Genomic DNA, 16,434 nt, shown 5'->3' with positions numbered 1-16,434 from the left:
CCATCACCACGACCCTATGGCCGCCGCTCCGGGGCAACTTTTCCAGCCTATCCCATCATGATCATCGGCGCAAACCGCTAAACATTCAGGGAAGAACTGGAGGTGAAGCACAACCATACATGATGGAAACTACTTCGAAATTTGGTCAGGCACTTCGTACAACCTCGTGTCACTCGCCGTGAAGCGGGAGTCGGTGTCCGTGTCGCTCTGACTTGGACAAAGTTACGCGAACCTTCAATCAATTCACAAATCGCCTGGTCACTACACCGAATTCACCGACTAAGGCCAGGTCAGACAGTTGAACCTTTCCGCCAACTGCGAATAGGCCCGAGTGTGACGCCGAGCACCGAAGCTATTCGGTGCCCACCCGCTCGATCACTCCCCCGAGTCCACGGAGATTCTCGACGAATCGCGGGTACCCACGGTCGATGTGGAAGATGTCGTGAACTTCGGTGGTTCCGTCCGCGACCAAGCCGGCAAGCACGAGCCCGGCGCCGGCCCGAATGTCCGAAGACCACACCGGCGCACTCGACAACACTGGAACGCCGCGGATCACAGCATGGTGGCCATCAGTACGAGCGTCGGCGCCGAGTCGGATCATTTCCTCGACAAATCGGAAGCGTGATTCGAACACGTTCTCGGTGATCATCGACGTGCCCTCGGCAACCGCAGCCAAACCGATTGCCATCGGCTGCAGGTCGGTGGGGAATCCGGGGTAAGGCAAGGTTGCGAAATTGACCGCCTTAGGCCGTTCTCGCTGGATGACACGGAAGCCGTCGACCTCGGGCGTCACCTCCGCGCCGGCTGTCCGAAGCTTGTCGAGGACCAGTCCGAGATGCTTGTGGTTCACCCCGCGAACGCGGACATCACCCCTGGTCATAGAGGCTGCGACGCCCCACGTTGCAGCGACGATCCGATCACCGATGACACGGTGCGTAGTCGGTTCCAACTTGCGGACGCCTTGAATGGTGAGCGTCGAACTTCCGCCGCCAGATACCTTGGCGCCCATCTCGTTGAGCATGTTGCACAGATCCACGATCTCGGGCTCACGTGCAGCGTTGTCGATCACGGTCTCACCACGGGCGAGGACCGCTGCCATCAAGATGTTCTCGGTTGCACCCACCGACGGGAACACCAGGCGAATGTTCGCGCCGTGCAGGTCATCTGCTTCGGCAACTACGCATCCATGCTCGATCTCGCTGCGCGCACCCAACAGGCGGAGCCCGGATTGGTGCATGTCGAGGGGCCTCGATCCGATGGCGTCACCGCCAGGCAAGGCGACAACTGCGCGTCGACAACGCGCAACCAGCGGGCCAAGCACACACACTGACGCTCGAAACTGTTTCACCGCGTCGAAGTCAGCGTGATACTTCGGCTCGGCCGGCGTCGTGATCCGCACTTCGGAGTCTTCGAGTTCAACTTCGCAGCCCAGACCTCGCAAGACGTCCGCCATCAGGGGTACGTCGAGAATGTCCGGGCAGTTGGTCACGACAGTTGTGCCTTCGGCCAACAGCGCAGCGGCCATCAGCTTCAACACACTGTTCTTGGCCCCTCCCACCAGTACTTCACCTTCGAGGCGGTTACCCCCGGTCACAAGAAAGTGCTCACTCACGGTTCACAGCCTAGAGCCACAACCTCGTCGGCACCGCGCCGGTACCGTAGCCCTATGTCTGTTCACCTGACGAAGATCTACACCCGGACCGGCGACGACGGGACCACGGGCCTCAGCGATTTTTCCCGCGTGTCCAAGAACGATCCGCGTCTGATCGCCTACGCGGATTGCGACGAGGCCAATGCAGCGATCGGTGTGGCCGTTGCCCTCGGCACTCCCCCGGAGAATCTCCTCGCGATGCTGCGCCAGATCCAGAACGACCTCTTCGACGCAGGGGCCGACTTGTCCACCCCTGTAGTCGAGAATCCGAAGTACCCACCACTGCGAGTGACTCAGGCTTACATCGATCGACTCGAAGGATGGTGCGATGAGCTCAATGAGCAACTGGCACCGTTGAATTCGTTCATTCTGCCGGGCGGAACTGCCCTGGGATCTCTGCTTCACGTAGCAAGAACCGTCTCACGGCGTGCGGAGCGTGCGGCCTGGTCCGCCATCGATGCGAACCCGGAAGACACAAGCGTCCTCCCCGCGAAATACCTCAACAGGTTGTCGGATCTGCTCTTCATCATGGGAAGAGTGGCAAATCCGGAAGGCGATGTGCTCTGGAAGCCCGGCGCCGGGGCTTGAGCGGGACCGGTCAGGCGGTGCGTCGCCTACGGGCGCGCCCGTCCGGCCGCGACTCGACCCAGGACAGGAAAGCTGTCAATGCCCCACTGTCCAAAGCGATTTCGTAGGCCGACGATCCGTCGTTGACCTTCACGACGACGATGTCGTCGCTCATGATGTCGAATTCGGTGCCTGAGGGAGAGCGACGGCTCTCGACCTCGATACCTTGACGATCAATTCTGGAGTCCGGGCCGGGCCGCAGACTCGACAGCTTGAAAAAAACGAAAGTGGTTTCGCCGTAGCGAATGATTCCGTGCCGCCACCCGCTGTCCCCCGGGGATGGCAAGACACGAAGCAGTGCAGCAGTACCGCCTCGGCGCAAAACTACAAGACGATACAGAAAAGCCGCGACGAGAACCGCGAGCAGCACAACCAGAATGATCAATACAGTCATTCCGAATGTCACTGTTCGTCGGCTCCCGTCGCGGCTTTACTCGAGTAACTTACGCGCGCTCGACGGCCCGGAGCTGACCCTTGGCGACCGCAATCGCTTCGAGGTCGCCCGAGTTCTCGGCCAAGACAGCCTTGGCTGCCTCGACGTCGATGTCCTGTGCCATGTCCGCGGACTCGGCAAGGATCGTCACCGTCGTCGCAGTGACGGAGAGGAATCCTCCGTGTACTGCAGCAACGATACGCTCGCCGTCGACCGAGGTGATCGACACGGTTCCGCCTTCGATCAGCTGACCGAGGACCGGCTCATGCCCAGGCATGATTCCGATTTCACCCTCGGTGGTCTGAGCGCTGACCAGCGTCGCCGAACCAGACCACAAGCGCTGCTCGACGGCAACGAGTTCTACGGTCATCTCAGCCATCGTGGACTACTTCCCGGCCATCTTCTTGGCTGCAGCCTCGACGTCGTCGAGTCCACCGCAGCTGTTGAATGCCTGCTCGGGCAGGTGGTCGAACTCGCCCTTGCAGACGCGGTCGAAGGCTTCGATCGTGTCGCGGAGCGGCACGACGGAGCCGGGCTCACCGGTGAACTTCTCGGCAACGATGAAGTTCTGGCCGAGGAACTTCTGGATACGACGGGCGCGGCCGACGAGGACCTTGTCCTCTTCCTGAAGCTCGTCCATACCGAGGATGGCGATGATGTCCTGCAGTTCCTTGTACTTCTGCAGGATGCGCTTGACCTCGTTGGCAACGCGGAAGTGCTCTGCACCGACGATGCCGGGCTCCAGGATGCGGGAGGTCGAGCTCAGCGGATCCACAGCGGGGTAGATACCCATCTGCGAAATCGGGCGCGAGAGCTCGGTGGTGGCATCGAGGTGCGCGAACGTCGTAGCCGGCGCGGGGTCGGTGTAGTCGTCGGCGGGCACGTAAATAGCCTGCAGCGAGGTGATCGAGCGACCACGGGTCGAGGTGATGCGCTCCTGGAGCTCACCCATCTCGTCCGCCAGCGTGGGCTGGTAGCCCACTGCCGAAGGCATACGGCCGAGGAGGGTGGAAACCTCGGAACCTGCCTGCGTGAAGCGGAAGATGTTGTCGATGAACAGCAGAACGTCCTGGCCCTGAACGTCGCGGAAGTACTCCGCCATCGTCAGTGCGGACAGGGCGACGCGCATACGCGTTCCGGGCGGCTCGTCCATCTGGCCGAAGACAAGGGCGGTGTCCTGGAGGACGCCCATCTCTTCCATTTCCAGGTGGAGGTCGGTGCCCTCACGGGTACGCTCGCCGACGCCTGCGAACACCGAGGTGCCCGAGAACTCGCGAGCGATACGCGTGATCATTTCCTGGATCAGAACGGTCTTGCCGACACCGGCGCCACCGAACAGGCCGATCTTTCCACCCTTGACGTACGGGGTGAGAAGGTCGATGACCTTGATGCCGGTCTCGAGGATCTCGGTCTTACCTTCGAGCTGATCGAAGGCTGGTGGCTTGCGGTGGATGCCCCACTGCTCGCCGTCGCGGCCGAGGCCCGGGGTGTCGAGGCAATCGCCCAGTGCGTTGAACACGTGGCCCTTGACGACGTCACCGACGGGAACCGAGATCGGCTTGCCCGAGTCGGTCACTGCAGTGCCGCGGACGAGGCCGTCGGTGGGCTGCATGGAGACGGTGCGGACCAGGTTGTCACCGAGGTGCTGTGCAACCTCGAGCGTCAGCGTCTTGGCGACCGAGGGAAGCGTGATCTCGGCGTTCAGGGCGTTGAACAGTTCAGGAACAGCGCCACGCGGGAATTCAACGTCCACGACGGGACCGATGACCCGCACGACGCGGCCGGCTACGGCCGAAGCCGAACCTGCCCCGTTGTTTTCGGTTACTGCTGCGGTCATGTGCTAGTCACTTCCTGCGCTCGAGGCGAGCGCGTTGGCGCCGCCGACGATCTCGCTGATTTCCTGGGTGATCTGGGCCTGGCGAGCCTGGTTGGCCTGACGGCTCAACGTGTTCACCAGTTCGTTTGCGTTGTCCGTCGCGGCCTTCATAGCTGTACGACGGGCTGCCGACTCCGATGCCGCAGCATCGAGAAGCGACGAGAAGATACGAGTGCTGACGTACTTCGGGAGAAGAGCGCCGAGAAGCTTCTCGGGCTCGGGCTCGAAGCTGAAGTCCGCGACGGGGCCATTGTCATGGTCGTCGTCGTGGCCGTTGGTCAGCATGTCGTCACCGAGTTCGATGCGCTCTTCCGACACGAAGACCTCGAGAGGAGCCATGCGGCGAACCTCGGGAGTCTGCGTCAGCATCGACACGAAACGGGTGTAGACGATATGGAGTTCGTCGACGCCCTCGATCGTGCCTTCACCGTTCGGAGCGGCAACCTGGTTACCCGAACCAGCCATGAACAGCTCCACCAGGTGGCGGCTGGCCTTCGCTGCATCCGAGTAACCCGGATCCTGCGAGAAGCCCGTCCACGCAGCACCGATGTCGCGGCCGCGGAACGTGTAGTAGCCGAGCCCCTTGGAACCGAGCACGTAGACGACCGGCTCCTTGCCCTCGCTGCGGAGGAGAGCCATGAGCTCTTCTGCCTGCTTGAGGACGTTGGAGTTGTAGCCGCCACACATGCCGCGGTCACTGGTGACAACAAGCACGGCAGCCCGCTTGGGCTCCGGACGCTCGTTGAGCAACGGGTGATCGAGCGAAGCAGACGCACTCGCCAATTCGGTGAGTACCTTCGTGATCTCCTCGGCATACGGCTTGGACGCGGCGACGCGAATCTGAGCCTTGGTGATACGCGAAGTCGCGATCAGTTCCTGTGCCTTGGTGATCTTCTTGGTCGAGTTGACCGACTTGATACGAGACCGCAATTCGAGAATGCTCGCCATCGATCAATCACTCTCCCTTCGGAATTCGCAGTGTCATGGGCGCGTACGTCACTTGCTGACGGTCTTGCGCTTGACGTTGATCTGCTCGTTCGCGACCTCGTCGGCGCCCAAAGCGTCAGCCTCGGCTTCGTTCACGACCCGGCTTCCGTCGGATGCGATGAAGCCTTCCTTGAACTTGTTCGTTGCAGCGATCAGCTCAGCAGCGTTGTCGGCATCGAGTGCCTTACCGCCGTTGATGCTGGAGTAGACGCCTGCAGCCGAGTGCTTGAGGTCTTCGAGCAGTTCCTTCTCGAAGCGACGGACGTCGCCGATCGGAACGCTGTCGAAGATGCCTTCGCCGGCGAGGTAGATCGAGACGATCTGGTCCTCGACGGGGATCGGGCTGTACTGATCCTGCTTGAGCAACTCGACCAGACGGGCACCGCGCTCGAGCTGAGCCTTGGAGGCAGCGTCGAGGTCGGATGCGAAGGCGGAGAACGCTTCGAGCTCACGGAACTGAGCCAGTTCCAGACGCAGCGAACCGGAAACCTTCTTCATGCCCTTGGTCTGTGCAGCGCCACCGACGCGGGAGACGGAGATACCGACGTTGATCGCGGGGCGAACGCCCTTGTTGAACAGGTCGGACTCGAGGAACACCTGACCGTCGGTGATCGAGATGACGTTGGTCGGGATGTAAGCCGAGACGTCGTTCGCCTTGGTCTCGATGATCGGCAGAGCCGTCAGCGAGCCGCCGCCGAGTGCGTCGGACAGCTTCGCCGAACGCTCCAGCAGACGGGAGTGCAAGTAGAAGACGTCACCGGGGTAAGCCTCGCGTCCCGGCGGGCGACGCAGCAGCAGCGAGATGGCGCGGTACGCCTCTGCCTGCTTGGTCAGGTCGTCGAACACGACCAGAACGTGCTTGCCCTGGTACATCCAGTGCTGGCCGATGGCCGAGCCGGTGTACGGTGCGAGCCACTTGAAGCCTGCGGAATCAGATGCCGGAGCAGCAACGATGGTGGTGTATTCCATCGCGCCCTTCTCCTCGAGGGCAGCCTTGACGCCCGCGATGGTGGAACCCTTCTGACCGATGGCAACGTAGATGCAGCGCACCTGCTTGTTGACATCGCCGGAATCCCAGTTGGCCTTCTGGTTCAGGATGGCGTCGATGCAGACCGCGGTCTTGCCGGTCTTGCGGTCGCCGATGATGAGCTGGCGCTGGCCGCGGCCAATCGGGGTCATGGCGTCGATAGCCTTGATACCGGTCTGGAGCGGCTCCTCGACCGGCTGGCGCTCGAGCACCGAAGCGGCCTGGAGCTCGAGTGCACGGTTCTCGGTGCTCTCGATCTCGCCGAGGCCGTCGATGGGCGCACCCAGCGGGTCGATGACGCGGCCGAGGAAAGCATCGCCGACGGGAACCGACAGAACGTCGCCCGTGCGCTTTACTTCCTGGCCTTCTTGAATGTTCTGGTAATCGCCAAGGATGACGGCACCGATTTCGGTGGCATCCAGGTTGAGCGCGACGCCGACGATTCCACCGGGGAACTCCAACAGCTCGTTGGACATAGCCGAAGGCAGGCCAGAGACGTGCGCAATGCCGTCACTGGTGTCGGTCACTGTGCCGACCTCCTCACGGGAGGCCTCCGGGGAGTAGCTCGCGGTGTAGTTGTCGATCGCGCTACGGATCTCGTCGGAGGAGATCGTCAGCTCCGCCATGTTTTTCCTGCTCTCGGTGTCTGGTCTTCGAAAAGATCTGGAGTATGTGTTCGGCTGAAGGACTACTTGAGGTTCTTCCGCAGTGCTGCGAGTCGACCCGCTGCGCTGCCGTCGATAACCTCGTCGCCCACCCGGACGACCAAGCCGCTGAGGAGTTCTGGATCGACCTCGACGTGCACTGCTACCGGCTTCCCGTAGGTGCGGGTAAGAGTGCTCGCTAAGCGATCCGACTGCTCCGAGCTCAACGCCGAGGCGCTGCGAACGTGAGCAACGGTGGTATCGCGCTGCGCTGCGGCAAGATTCGACAGCTGATCGAAAGTGTCTGCGGGTGCAGACTTCAACCGGCCGACAGCCTGTCCGGCGAGTGCCTCGGTGACCGCGGTGACCTTGCCGTAGAGCAAGCGGGAGAGGAACTCACGCTTGCGGGCTGCGGGAACCGACAGATCCGAGAGCGTCTGCTCCAGGCTGGGATCCCCTGCCACGATGCGACCGAGACGGAAGAGCTCGTCCTCAACGGTGTCCAACTGGCTCTGATCGGCTGCGGCGCGGAGCAGAGCTTCGCGTCCGAGCAGTTCGAGCGAGTTGACCAAGTCGCGGGCCGCAGACCAGTCCTGGCCTGCAGCTGCCTTCACGGTGGCGAGCGCCTCGGCGCCGACCTTTCCGGAGAACAACTGCTCTGCCAAAGCCTGGCGACCAGCGGCCGGTGCCGAAGCGTCAGCCAGCGCGCTGCGAAGAGCGCGCTGGCCGTCGAGTACCTCGACCACCGAGAAGAGCTCGGACCCAGCCTGAGCAGAAGCAGCAGTTGCGGCTCCTGCAGAGACGGCGCCCAGGGCACTGCTCAGCGCAGAACGAGTCTGCGCCAAGGCTTCACGGCTCGCTGCGTACATGTTGCTCACTTCCTGGCTGAATCAGCGCTGACGGTGTCGAGCTCGTTGAGGAAACGATCAACCGTTCCGGCGCGCTTCACGTCGTCGGCGAGGGACTCCCCGATGACCTTCTCGGCCAGGTCTACAGCGGTCTTGCCGAGATCCGAGCGGAGCTCAGCGACAATCTGCTGACGCTGGGCGACGAGCTGGCTGTGGCCTGCGGCCACGATGCGGTCGCTCTCGTCCTGCGCCTGAACCTTCATGTCAGCGATGATCTGCTGACCCTGGGTACGCGCTTCCTCACGGATCTGCGCTGCCTCGGTACGAGCTTCGGCGAGCTGCGCGCGGTACTGCTCGAGCGCTGCTGCTGCCTCCGCCTGTGCGTCTTCGGCTTTCTTGATGCCGCCCTCGATCTGCTCGGTGCGTTCGGCCAAGACCTTCTGGAACTTCGGAAGAACGAGCTTCCAGAAGACGAAACCAACTACTACGAGCGCGACCGCGGACCACACGATGTCGTATGTCTCGGGGATGAGGGGATTGTGTTCAGTCGTCCCCTCCGCCGCGAGAATTGCGATGGTGGCTGCCATGTCGGTCTTAGAAGATGAAGCCGGCGACGAGGCCGATCAGCGCGAGGGCCTCGGTGAATGCAATACCGAGGAACATGGTGGTACGAACCTGGCCGGCCATCTCGGGCTGGCGGACCATGCCTTCGATTGCCTTGCCCACAACGATGCCCACGCCGATGCCGGGGCCGATTGCTGCGAGGCCGTAGCCGATGGCTCCGTAGCCGCGCGACTTGGTCTCGACAACTTCCTGAGCGAGGTAAGCGATGCTCATGGTGTTCCATTCCCTTTCTGTTGACCTCCGCCGGATTCGGCAAGAGGCTCAGTTCTTGGTGTAGCTGGTGAGGAGGTAAAAGGTCAGTGCTCGTCGGCGTGGAGCGCCAGATCGATGTACACCGCGGTCAGCAGCGCGAACACGTAAGCCTGCAGGAAGATGACCAGCAGCTCGAAGAACGTGAATGCGATACCGGCAATGATCGACGGAACACCGAAGATCGCCTGGAATCCGCCGGACACGAAGAAGAAGTAGTTCGTCGCGCTGAAGAACAGCACCAGCAGGATGTGGCCGGCCAACATGTTGGCCATGAGACGAACCATCAGCGTGAACGGGCGCAGGATGAAGGTCGAGATGAACTCGATGGGCACCAACAAGAAGTGCAGGGGCAGCGGGACGCCGGGAACGACGATGCTGCTCTTGACGTACTTGAAGAAGCCGTACTTCTTGATTCCGACGTAGTTGAACACGATGTAGGCGAGCGCCGCGAGTACCAGGGGCATACCGATTCGTGCGTTCGGCGAGATGTTCAGGAAAGGAATGATGCTGGCCAGGTTGCTGGCGACCACGATGAAGAAGATCGTCGTGATGACCGGCAGGAAGCGCTTGCCCTGTTCCTTGCCCAGGATCTCCTCGGCGATGTTGATCCGAACGAAGTCGAGCGCAAGCTCAGCGGCGTTCTGAAGTCCGCGGGGAACCAATCGAGGGCTGCGCATCGCGATCACGAAGAAGGCTGCGACCAGCACCGACATCAGCAGACGAATCAGCATCAGACGGTCGAGCTCGAAGGGGCCCGCGTGGATCAACACGGAGGGCGGGAAAAAATCGTCTAGTGACGGCGCATGGAATTCATCCGCGGCCAGGGTGGTGACGCTCAGCGTTCTCTCCCGTAGTCGGTCCGCAGCCATCATTGACTGCGGTTCGATCGGACATTGACGATCTACAAGTCGACAAGTTCGACTCGCGCATTCGTCAGCAGCTGGAGAACCCTAGAGGGGCCTGGCGTCTGTCGGTGTCGGCGACTCTCGTCGACTCAGTGGTCAGAATTTCGACCACCTGCGAGCACATGGCATCGTCGGCTGAGTGTTACTCGGCCCACCATTGCTCTCGCTTGAACCGAACCTTATCAAGTCATCTACGACATTGTGTAGATGGGGTACCTGGAAGTCCGATTAGTTACCTCTTGTAGTACTACTCGTCGTCGTCGACGTTGCTGCTGGGAGTGGGATCGACGTACGGAGTTTTGGTTCCCAGGACGCCGTAAGTCTCCGCACCGAGCACCACGACCAGCGACATGATGATGACCAGGACGAGGGCGGTCTTGTTGTAGAAATCCATGTCCGAGAGGACAAAGAGAACCACCATCGCGAGAATCATCTTCAGCAGCCAGGTACCGAGTAGAACGGCACCGGCCGTGAGCGCAGGCAGCTTCGCTGTGAGCAGCACGCCCAACGCCGTGAACAGGATGAACCCGCCGCCGACGGCTGCGCCGATCAAAGCGCCGTAGACGCCTTCCTTACCGGCGAAGAGCCCGCCCAGGAGCGCGCCGACCACGGCCAGCGCGATCAGCCCCATCACACCCCACTTCACGGCCGACTTCATGGCGGCGGTCGAATCAGGGATGGGTTGCGAGGCAGGTACAGGCTGCGGCGTGTTCGTCACGATGCCCAAGGGTAATGGATCGGAAAACTTGGCTAGCGACGCTGCTGCTTGCGATCGATCAGGGAAGGCACCGCAGTGAAGAACAACGCAAGAACCAAACCGGCCGCGACGAGTACAACAACCAGCTGACGATTGAGCAGCGAGGATCCGACGGCACCGAACGCCAGGACGCTGACCCACAGGTAGATGACCAGCACAACTCGTCGGTGCGTGTGTCCGATCTGCAAGAGGCGATGATGCAGGTGCATCTTGTCCGGACTGAACGGACTGACGCCCGCTTTCGTCCGGCGGATCACGGCCAGGAGCATGTCCAGCATCGGGATGAACATCACAGCCCCGACCAGCAACAACGGCGCGAGGAGGCCGACGAGGTCGCGGGTTCCGTAGGCAGTGAGCGGAATACGACCGGATGCACTGGTGGAGATCGCGGCCAGCATGAGACCGATCAACATCGACCCGGAATCGCCCATGAAGATGCGCGCTGGATTGAAGTTGTGTGGAAGAAAACCGAGACAAGCGCCTGCCAAGGCCGCCGCGATCATCGCCGGCGGGTAGACACTCGCGTCGCCGCCCTGATCGTGGAGAAGACCGATCGAGAAGATGAGGATGGCGAGCGCCGCAATCAGACCCAACCCGGCGGCCAATCCGTCGAGACCGTCGACAAAATTCATGGCGTTGATGGTCGCGACGGCAACAGCAACGGTGAACAGTCCGGATTGAATCTGATCGAGGATGATGGTGGACCCACCGTCACCGCCGAACGGGTTGTAGATGATGAACCAGCTGACGCCCATCACCACGAGAACGCCGGCAGCAGTCACCTGACCGACAAATTTGGTGAGGGCATCGAGGCCCCACCTGTCGTCGATCACACCCACGAGGACGATGACGGCGCCAGCTACGAGCGCAGCGTGTACGTCAGGACTGCCGAAGCCGAAACCTCTTGTGAGCGCGGGTAATTGCTGCGCGAACAGCAGACCGACAGCCATGCCGACATACATTCCGACGCCACCGAGACGGGGAATCGGCTCGACGTGAACGTCCCGATCACGAGGAATCGCGACAGCGCCGAACCTCAGCGCCAACAACCGGACTGCGCCAGTCGCCAGGTAGGTCACCACCGCCGCCGTACACAGCACGAGCAAAAGTTCACGGATGGGAACACCCGCTCCCCCGCCACCCTGTGCCAGATACGTGGTCGCCTCGTAGGAAGTGATCACTGCTCGAGATCACCCGTCTGGCGGGCATAGGCAGGCTTTGCCCGGACCAGTTCGCGAACGCCTTCGGCAACTGCTGCCAACTCGGCCTCTCCTGACGTGGTGGCGGGGTCCGCGACAACTGCGCGCGCGATCAACTCCCCCACCACTCTCATGTCGGAGCGGTTGAAACCCTGGGTCGTGACGGCCGCGGATCCGACGCGGATTCCGGACGTGACGGCGGGCGACTGCGGATCGAACGGAATCGCGTTCTTGTTGAGCGTGATCGAAGCCAGTCCGCACCTACGCTCGGCGTCGACTCCGGTGACACCGCTTGCGCGCAGGTCGAGAAGCGCCAGATGTGTGTCGGTTCCACCGGACACGGTGCGCAGGCCGCGAGCTTCCAACGACTGCGCGAGTGCCGATGCGTTGGCAACCACTTCCTGTGCATACCAACGATATTCCGGCGTCGACGCTTCCTTGAAGGCAACCGCCTTCCCGGCGATCGCATGCATCATCGGGCCGCCTTGAATGAAGGGGAACACCGCGCGATCTACAGCCGAGGCGTGCTCGCTGCGGCACAGGATCATTCCGCCGCGCGGGCCTCTGAGGACTTTGTGCGTCGTCGCGGAGACGACGTCGGCGTACGGAACGCACGAAGGTATCGCCCGGCCTGCCACCAGTCCGATGAAGTGGGCGGCGTCGACCCACAGGATCGCACCGACCTCGTCTGCGATCGAGCGGAAGGCTGCGAAGTCGATGGTGCGGGAGTACGCGGTCGCGCCGGCGACGATGATTTTCGGCTTGTGCGCCAGAGCCAGGTTGCGAACCTCGTCGTAGTCGATCAATTCGGTGGCCGAATCGACGTGATAGGGAACGGTGGTGAACCACTGCCCAGAAAAGCTGACGCGAGACCCGTGAGTCAGATGCCCACCGTGCGGCAGACTCATCGCCAATACGGTGTCGCCGGGCTTGGCGAATGCGGCGTACACCGCGAGATTCGCAGTGGCCCCCGAATGCGGTTGGACGTTGACGTGCTCGGCGCCGAACAGCGCCTTTGCCCGATCGATCGCCAGATTCTCGGCTACGTCGACGTACTCGCACCCGCCGTAGTAACGCCGACCCGGATAGCCCTCGGCGTACTTGTTGCTCAGGGTCGAACCCAAGGCAGCCAGTACGGCAGGGCTGGTGAAGTTCTCGCTCGCGATGAGTTGAAGTCCGTCGCGCTGACGCTCGAGTTCGGCCAGCGCAACAGCCGCGATCTCGGGGTCTGCCGTGGCAAGCTCACCGAAATCCGGTCCCCAATACGTGGATTCCCCCGCGCGCTCGCCGCCGGCGCCGACCATCGTTACGAAACTCCCTCTACGAGACTTTCCGGACTGGTGCCCAATACCTCGGCGATGGATTCTGCCGAGACGGCACCCACTCGCAAGATACGCGGTGAATTGCCGGTCAGGTCGACGATCGTGGAAGCAACGGCGTGTTCGGCCTTGCCCCCGTCGAGATACACGCTGGCAGATCCGCCGAGCTGATCTCTGGCTTCCTCGACGGTAGTTGCCGGCGGACGCCCCGAAATGTTGGCGCTCGAGACGGCAAGCGGTCCGACATCGCGCAACAATTCGAGGGCAACCGGGTGGAGGGGCATGCGGAGCATGACGGTTCCGCGGGTATCACCGAGGTCCCAGGCAAGTGAAGGCGCCTGCTCGACGACCAGGCTCAGTCCGCCGGGCCAGAATGCGCGGATCAGATCCCGTGCCTGCGGGCGCACGCTGTAGACGAGCCCGTCGATGGTGTTCCACGATCCGACCAGTACCGGGACGGGCATGTCTCGCCCGCGTCCCTTGGCGCGCAACAGACTCGTGACAGCTTCGCTGTCGAACGCGTCGGCGGCGAGTCCGTAAAGGGTGTCGGTAGGGAGAACTACGAGTCGGCCGGCCTTGAGCGCGTTCTTCGCGGCGGCCAAGCCTGCGGTTCGGGAATCTGTCTGACTGCAGTCGTACACGGTGCTCACTCAGCCATCCTTTCACTCTGCGCTTCGGGCGTTCGATTCCGCTGTGCTTCGACGTCGGTGGCGACACGTCTGGCGACGACGAATCGCGGACGACCGGCAAGATCTGGATGCTGCGCGACCTCGCCGAATACCCGGCGCGCCGAGAACAGCGCAGCGACGCCGTCCCCGTTGGTGTCGTCGTGCTCGATGCCTGCCGCGCCGCCGATTCGAAGCCACCGCGCGATGTTGCTGATCATGGGTTTGATGACGGACAGACCGTCGACGCCACCGAACAACGCGGTGTGCGGGTCGTAATCCATGACCTCAGGCTGCAATTGCGCGCCTTCGGGGATGTACGGCGGATTGGAAACGACCAGATCGACGCCGCCCTCGAGCCCTGGCAACAGGTTCCGATCGGTGACATCGCCCTGATGCAGATGGATCGGTGTATCACCGGCGGCCTCGCGGTCGGCAGCATTACGACGCGCCCACGCCAACGCGGCGGGCTCCTTCTCCACGGCGTGAACGACGGCGTCTGGACGGGCCTCGGCGATGGACAGCGCGAGTACACCCGATCCCGTGCACAGGTCCAGAACTACCGGCGGCTTGCCTCCGCAACCTTCGAGGAACGAGAGTGCCCAACCCATGAGCAGTTCGGTTTCCGGCCGCGGAATGAAGACACCCGGCCCGACAGCGACGTCGATGTTGCCCATCGACGCGACTCCGATGATGTGCTGCAACGGAATCCGCTTCACCCGTTGCGCAACCAACTCGTCGAACGCCGCGATGACCTCGGGATCGACCAACGGAATCAGCCCGAGACGCGTGCGTTCGACCCCGAGCAGGTGGGATGCCAACAACTCGGCGTCGGTGCGTGGGCTGGGCACACCTGCGGCGTCGAGCTGTTTTGCAGCTTCGATCAGCGCCAAACGAAGTGGAAGTCGACTCACGGGTACAGCCTGCCACGCTCGACCGACACGCGGTTCACCGAGTTCCCGGCGGGATGGAGGTCAGTCATGGTCTGCATCTACTCGGCCGCGAGACGCGCCTCTCGGTCCGCCTTGCCCAATGCATCGAGAAGTGCGTCGAGCTCACCGTCGAGCACTGCGTCGAGGTTGTGCGACTTGAATCCGATGCGGTGATCGGTGATGCGGTTCTCGGGGAAGTTGTAGGTGCGGATGCGCTCCGAACGGTCCACCGTCCGAACCTGACTCTGGCGACCTGCCGACGCTTCTGCGTCCGCGGCTTCCTCGGCGACTACCTGCAAACGGGCTGCAAGCACCTGCATGGCACGCGCCTTGTTCTGGAGCTGCGAGCGCTCGTTCTGGCAGGTGACGACGATGCCGGTCGGAAGGTGCGTGATTCGAACCGCGGAGTCCGTGGTGTTGACGCCCTGACCGCCCTTGCCGGACGAACGGTAGACGTCGATACGCAGGTCACTCTCGTCGATCTGGACCTGCTCGACCTCTTCGGGCTCCGGGTAGACCAGAACGCCGGCAGCCGAAGTGTGAACGCGTCCCTGGGATTCGGTGACGGGCACTCGCTGGACGCGGTGAACGCCGCCCTCGAACTTCAGCCGCGCCCACACTCCGTCCGGGGTGTCCGACTTGCTCTTGATCGACAGCGTGGCTTCCTTGTATCCGCCGAGATCGGAGACCGTCGCGTCGAGAATCTCGACGCGCCAGCCATGCCGTTCCGCGTAGCGGACGTACATGCGGGCCAGGTCCGAGGCGAAGAGCGCGGATTCTTCGCCGCCCTCACCGGACTTCACTTCGAGGACGATGTCGTCGCCGTCATGCGGATCACGCGGCGCCAACTGATCGGTAAGCGTCTGCTCGAGCTGCGCGACCTCGGCTTCGAGATCGGGGATCTCGGCGGCGAAGCTGGAATCGTCGGCGGCTAGTTCGCGCGCGGCTTCCAGATCGTCCTGCGCAGCGGTGAGCTTGTTGTACGTCGACATGATCGGCGAGAGCTCGGAGAACCGTTTACCGACGCGCCTGGCAGCGGCAGGGTCGTTGTGCAGCGCCGGATCGGACATCTGTGCTTCGAGACCGGCGTGCTCCGCCAAGATGTCGTCGATGGCCGAGGGCTGGGTTGCGCCTGCCATGGTTCGCTCCGCTCTGAGTTTCGATTCCTACGGTGCGCGCTTGAAGGTATATCGACGCCGGGACCCGGGAAACGCGCAAACCGAGTGCAGGCACAAAAAAGCCGACGCCCGATCTGCGCATGGCAGATCGGGCGTCGGCGGAACAGCTAGGACTCGGTGGCCGGGACCTTGCTGTCTGCGCGCTTGCCGTAGCGAGCCTCGAAGCGAGCGACGCGTCCACCGGTGTCGAGAATCTTCTGCTTGCCCGTGTAGAACGGGTGGCACTGCGAGCAAACCTCGACGTTGATGCGTCCGGACTCCTTGGTGCTGTGGGTCTCGAACGTGTTACCGCAACCGCAGACGACGGTGGTCGCTACGTAGGTTGGGTGGATTCCTGCCTTCATGGTGTCCCTTTCAATGGTCGCCGGGTCGACGTCGCCAATCGACATCGTGAACCGGAACCGGACTCGGCCGTTCAGTATGCCAGATGCGGTACCTCACCGGATAATCCGCGTCTCGCACGCCTCGGGGTGGCTGTACGAAGTTGTCAACGCACTGCCCCTCGGTTTT

At 62.5% G+C, this 16,434-nt stretch carries 18 protein-coding genes; 1 reads left to right on the top strand and 17 read right to left on the bottom strand.

Annotated elements, in window-relative coordinates; genetic code table 11:
* Nucleotides 1-352 precede the first annotated feature (352 nt).
* Nucleotides 353-1,612 (bottom strand): UDP-N-acetylglucosamine 1-carboxyvinyltransferase, encoded by a 1,260-nt coding sequence (gene murA, locus P3G66_RS26545; protein WP_095971611.1) that lies wholly within the window; start codon nucleotides 1,610-1,612, stop codon nucleotides 353-355.
* A gap of 54 nt (nucleotides 1,613-1,666) precedes the next feature.
* Here murA and P3G66_RS26540 point away from each other — a divergent pair, with 54 nt between their 5' ends.
* A complete protein-coding gene (locus P3G66_RS26540; RefSeq protein ID WP_276117343.1) occupies nucleotides 1,667-2,239 on the top strand; it encodes a cob(I)yrinic acid a,c-diamide adenosyltransferase in 573 nt (190 codons plus the stop codon).
* A gap of 10 nt (nucleotides 2,240-2,249) precedes the next feature.
* Here P3G66_RS26540 and P3G66_RS26535 read toward each other — a convergent pair whose 3' ends face one another.
* The 16 genes from P3G66_RS26535 to rpmE all read right to left on the bottom strand — a co-directional run bounded on the left by P3G66_RS26535 (nucleotide 2,250) and on the right by rpmE (nucleotide 16,268).
* On the bottom strand, nucleotides 2,250-2,672 hold the full coding sequence (locus P3G66_RS26535; protein ID WP_276117342.1) for a DUF2550 domain-containing protein: 423 nt from the start codon (nucleotides 2,670-2,672) through the stop codon (nucleotides 2,250-2,252).
* Nucleotides 2,673-2,721: 49 nt separating this feature from the next.
* Nucleotides 2,722-3,090, bottom strand: a complete 369-nt coding sequence (locus P3G66_RS26530; RefSeq protein ID WP_003941287.1) for a F0F1 ATP synthase subunit epsilon — start codon at nucleotides 3,088-3,090, stop codon at nucleotides 2,722-2,724.
* Between the two features lie 6 nt (nucleotides 3,091-3,096).
* Nucleotides 3,097-4,548: a F0F1 ATP synthase subunit beta gene (gene atpD / locus P3G66_RS26525; RefSeq protein ID WP_003941349.1), complete on the bottom strand. Its 1,452-nt coding sequence runs from the start codon at nucleotides 4,546-4,548 to the stop codon at nucleotides 3,097-3,099.
* A 3-nt stretch (nucleotides 4,549-4,551) separates the two neighbouring features.
* Entirely contained in the window at nucleotides 4,552-5,535 is a 984-nt protein-coding gene (locus P3G66_RS26520) for a F0F1 ATP synthase subunit gamma (protein WP_003941320.1), read from the bottom strand.
* 48 nt (nucleotides 5,536-5,583) lie between these two features.
* Nucleotides 5,584-7,227, bottom strand: a complete 1,644-nt coding sequence (gene atpA, locus P3G66_RS26515) for a F0F1 ATP synthase subunit alpha (RefSeq protein WP_007726218.1) — start codon at nucleotides 7,225-7,227, stop codon at nucleotides 5,584-5,586.
* Nucleotides 7,228-7,289: 62 nt separating this feature from the next.
* On the bottom strand, nucleotides 7,290-8,114 hold the full coding sequence (locus P3G66_RS26510) for a F0F1 ATP synthase subunit delta (protein WP_003941304.1): 825 nt from the start codon (nucleotides 8,112-8,114) through the stop codon (nucleotides 7,290-7,292).
* Between the two features lie 5 nt (nucleotides 8,115-8,119).
* On the bottom strand, nucleotides 8,120-8,680 hold the full coding sequence (locus tag P3G66_RS26505; protein ID WP_003941337.1) for a F0F1 ATP synthase subunit B: 561 nt from the start codon (nucleotides 8,678-8,680) through the stop codon (nucleotides 8,120-8,122).
* A gap of 7 nt (nucleotides 8,681-8,687) precedes the next feature.
* Nucleotides 8,688-8,930, bottom strand: a complete 243-nt coding sequence (locus tag P3G66_RS26500; protein WP_003941327.1) for an ATP synthase F0 subunit C — start codon at nucleotides 8,928-8,930, stop codon at nucleotides 8,688-8,690.
* 83 nt (nucleotides 8,931-9,013) lie between these two features.
* Nucleotides 9,014-9,841, bottom strand: coding sequence for a F0F1 ATP synthase subunit A (gene atpB, locus P3G66_RS26495; protein WP_042445557.1), 828 nt, complete (start codon nucleotides 9,839-9,841; stop codon nucleotides 9,014-9,016).
* 280 nt (nucleotides 9,842-10,121) lie between these two features.
* Entirely contained in the window at nucleotides 10,122-10,532 is a 411-nt protein-coding gene (locus P3G66_RS26490) for a hypothetical protein (RefSeq protein ID WP_020970050.1), read from the bottom strand.
* A 92-nt stretch (nucleotides 10,533-10,624) separates the two neighbouring features.
* Nucleotides 10,625-11,812: an MraY family glycosyltransferase gene (locus P3G66_RS26485; protein WP_003941359.1), complete on the bottom strand. Its 1,188-nt coding sequence runs from the start codon at nucleotides 11,810-11,812 to the stop codon at nucleotides 10,625-10,627.
* Nucleotides 11,809-13,134: a serine hydroxymethyltransferase gene (gene glyA / locus P3G66_RS26480; protein ID WP_276117341.1), complete on the bottom strand. Its 1,326-nt coding sequence runs from the start codon at nucleotides 13,132-13,134 to the stop codon at nucleotides 11,809-11,811. Before glyA ends, P3G66_RS26485 begins: the two co-directional genes overlap by 4 nt.
* A 2-nt stretch (nucleotides 13,135-13,136) precedes the next feature.
* Nucleotides 13,137-13,799 (bottom strand): L-threonylcarbamoyladenylate synthase, encoded by a 663-nt coding sequence (locus P3G66_RS26475; RefSeq protein WP_003941345.1) that lies wholly within the window; start codon nucleotides 13,797-13,799, stop codon nucleotides 13,137-13,139.
* Entirely contained in the window at nucleotides 13,796-14,728 is a 933-nt protein-coding gene (gene prmC / locus P3G66_RS26470) for a peptide chain release factor N(5)-glutamine methyltransferase (RefSeq protein ID WP_276117340.1), read from the bottom strand. The genes P3G66_RS26475 and prmC overlap by 4 nt, the downstream gene beginning before the upstream one ends.
* Nucleotides 14,729-14,805: 77 nt before the next feature.
* A complete protein-coding gene (gene prfA, locus P3G66_RS26465; protein ID WP_003941341.1) occupies nucleotides 14,806-15,885 on the bottom strand; it encodes a peptide chain release factor 1 in 1,080 nt (359 codons plus the stop codon).
* A 146-nt stretch (nucleotides 15,886-16,031) separates the two neighbouring features.
* Nucleotides 16,032-16,268, bottom strand: a complete 237-nt coding sequence (rpmE, locus tag P3G66_RS26460) for a 50S ribosomal protein L31 (protein WP_003941310.1) — start codon at nucleotides 16,266-16,268, stop codon at nucleotides 16,032-16,034.
* Between the last annotated feature and the right edge of the window lie 166 nt (nucleotides 16,269-16,434).

Origin of the sequence: Rhodococcus sp. C3V (genome assembly GCF_029269915.1) — a bacterium.
GTDB lineage: Bacteria > Actinomycetota > Actinomycetes > Mycobacteriales > Mycobacteriaceae > Rhodococcus_F > Rhodococcus_F qingshengii.
This window is presented reverse-complemented; position numbering and strand designations above follow the sequence as displayed.

Coding starts and splice junctions, on each gene's coding strand:
- P3G66_RS26540 (WP_276117343.1), top strand. CDS start 1,667: ATGTCTGTTCACCTGACGAAGATCTACACCCGGACCGGCGACGACGGG.
- P3G66_RS26535 (WP_276117342.1), bottom strand. CDS start 2,672: ATGACTGTATTGATCATTCTGGTTGTGCTGCTCGCGGTTCTCGTCGCG.
- P3G66_RS26530 (WP_003941287.1), bottom strand. CDS start 3,090: ATGGCTGAGATGACCGTAGAACTCGTTGCCGTCGAGCAGCGCTTGTGG.
- atpD (WP_003941349.1), bottom strand. CDS start 4,548: ATGACCGCAGCAGTAACCGAAAACAACGGGGCAGGTTCGGCTTCGGCC.
- P3G66_RS26520 (WP_003941320.1), bottom strand. CDS start 5,535: ATGGCGAGCATTCTCGAATTGCGGTCTCGTATCAAGTCGGTCAACTCG.
- atpA (WP_007726218.1), bottom strand. CDS start 7,227: ATGGCGGAGCTGACGATCTCCTCCGACGAGATCCGTAGCGCGATCGAC.
- P3G66_RS26510 (WP_003941304.1), bottom strand. CDS start 8,114: ATGTACGCAGCGAGCCGTGAAGCCTTGGCGCAGACTCGTTCTGCGCTG.
- P3G66_RS26505 (WP_003941337.1), bottom strand. CDS start 8,680: ATGGCAGCCACCATCGCAATTCTCGCGGCGGAGGGGACGACTGAACAC.
- P3G66_RS26500 (WP_003941327.1), bottom strand. CDS start 8,930: ATGAGCATCGCTTACCTCGCTCAGGAAGTTGTCGAGACCAAGTCGCGC.
- atpB (WP_042445557.1), bottom strand. CDS start 9,841: ATGATGGCTGCGGACCGACTACGGGAGAGAACGCTGAGCGTCACCACC.
- P3G66_RS26490 (WP_020970050.1), bottom strand. CDS start 10,532: ATGAAGTCGGCCGTGAAGTGGGGTGTGATGGGGCTGATCGCGCTGGCC.
- glyA (WP_276117341.1), bottom strand. CDS start 13,134: ATGGTCGGCGCCGGCGGCGAGCGCGCGGGGGAATCCACGTATTGGGGA.
- prfA (WP_003941341.1), bottom strand. CDS start 15,885: ATGGCAGGCGCAACCCAGCCCTCGGCCATCGACGACATCTTGGCGGAG.
- rpmE (WP_003941310.1), bottom strand. CDS start 16,268: ATGAAGGCAGGAATCCACCCAACCTACGTAGCGACCACCGTCGTCTGC.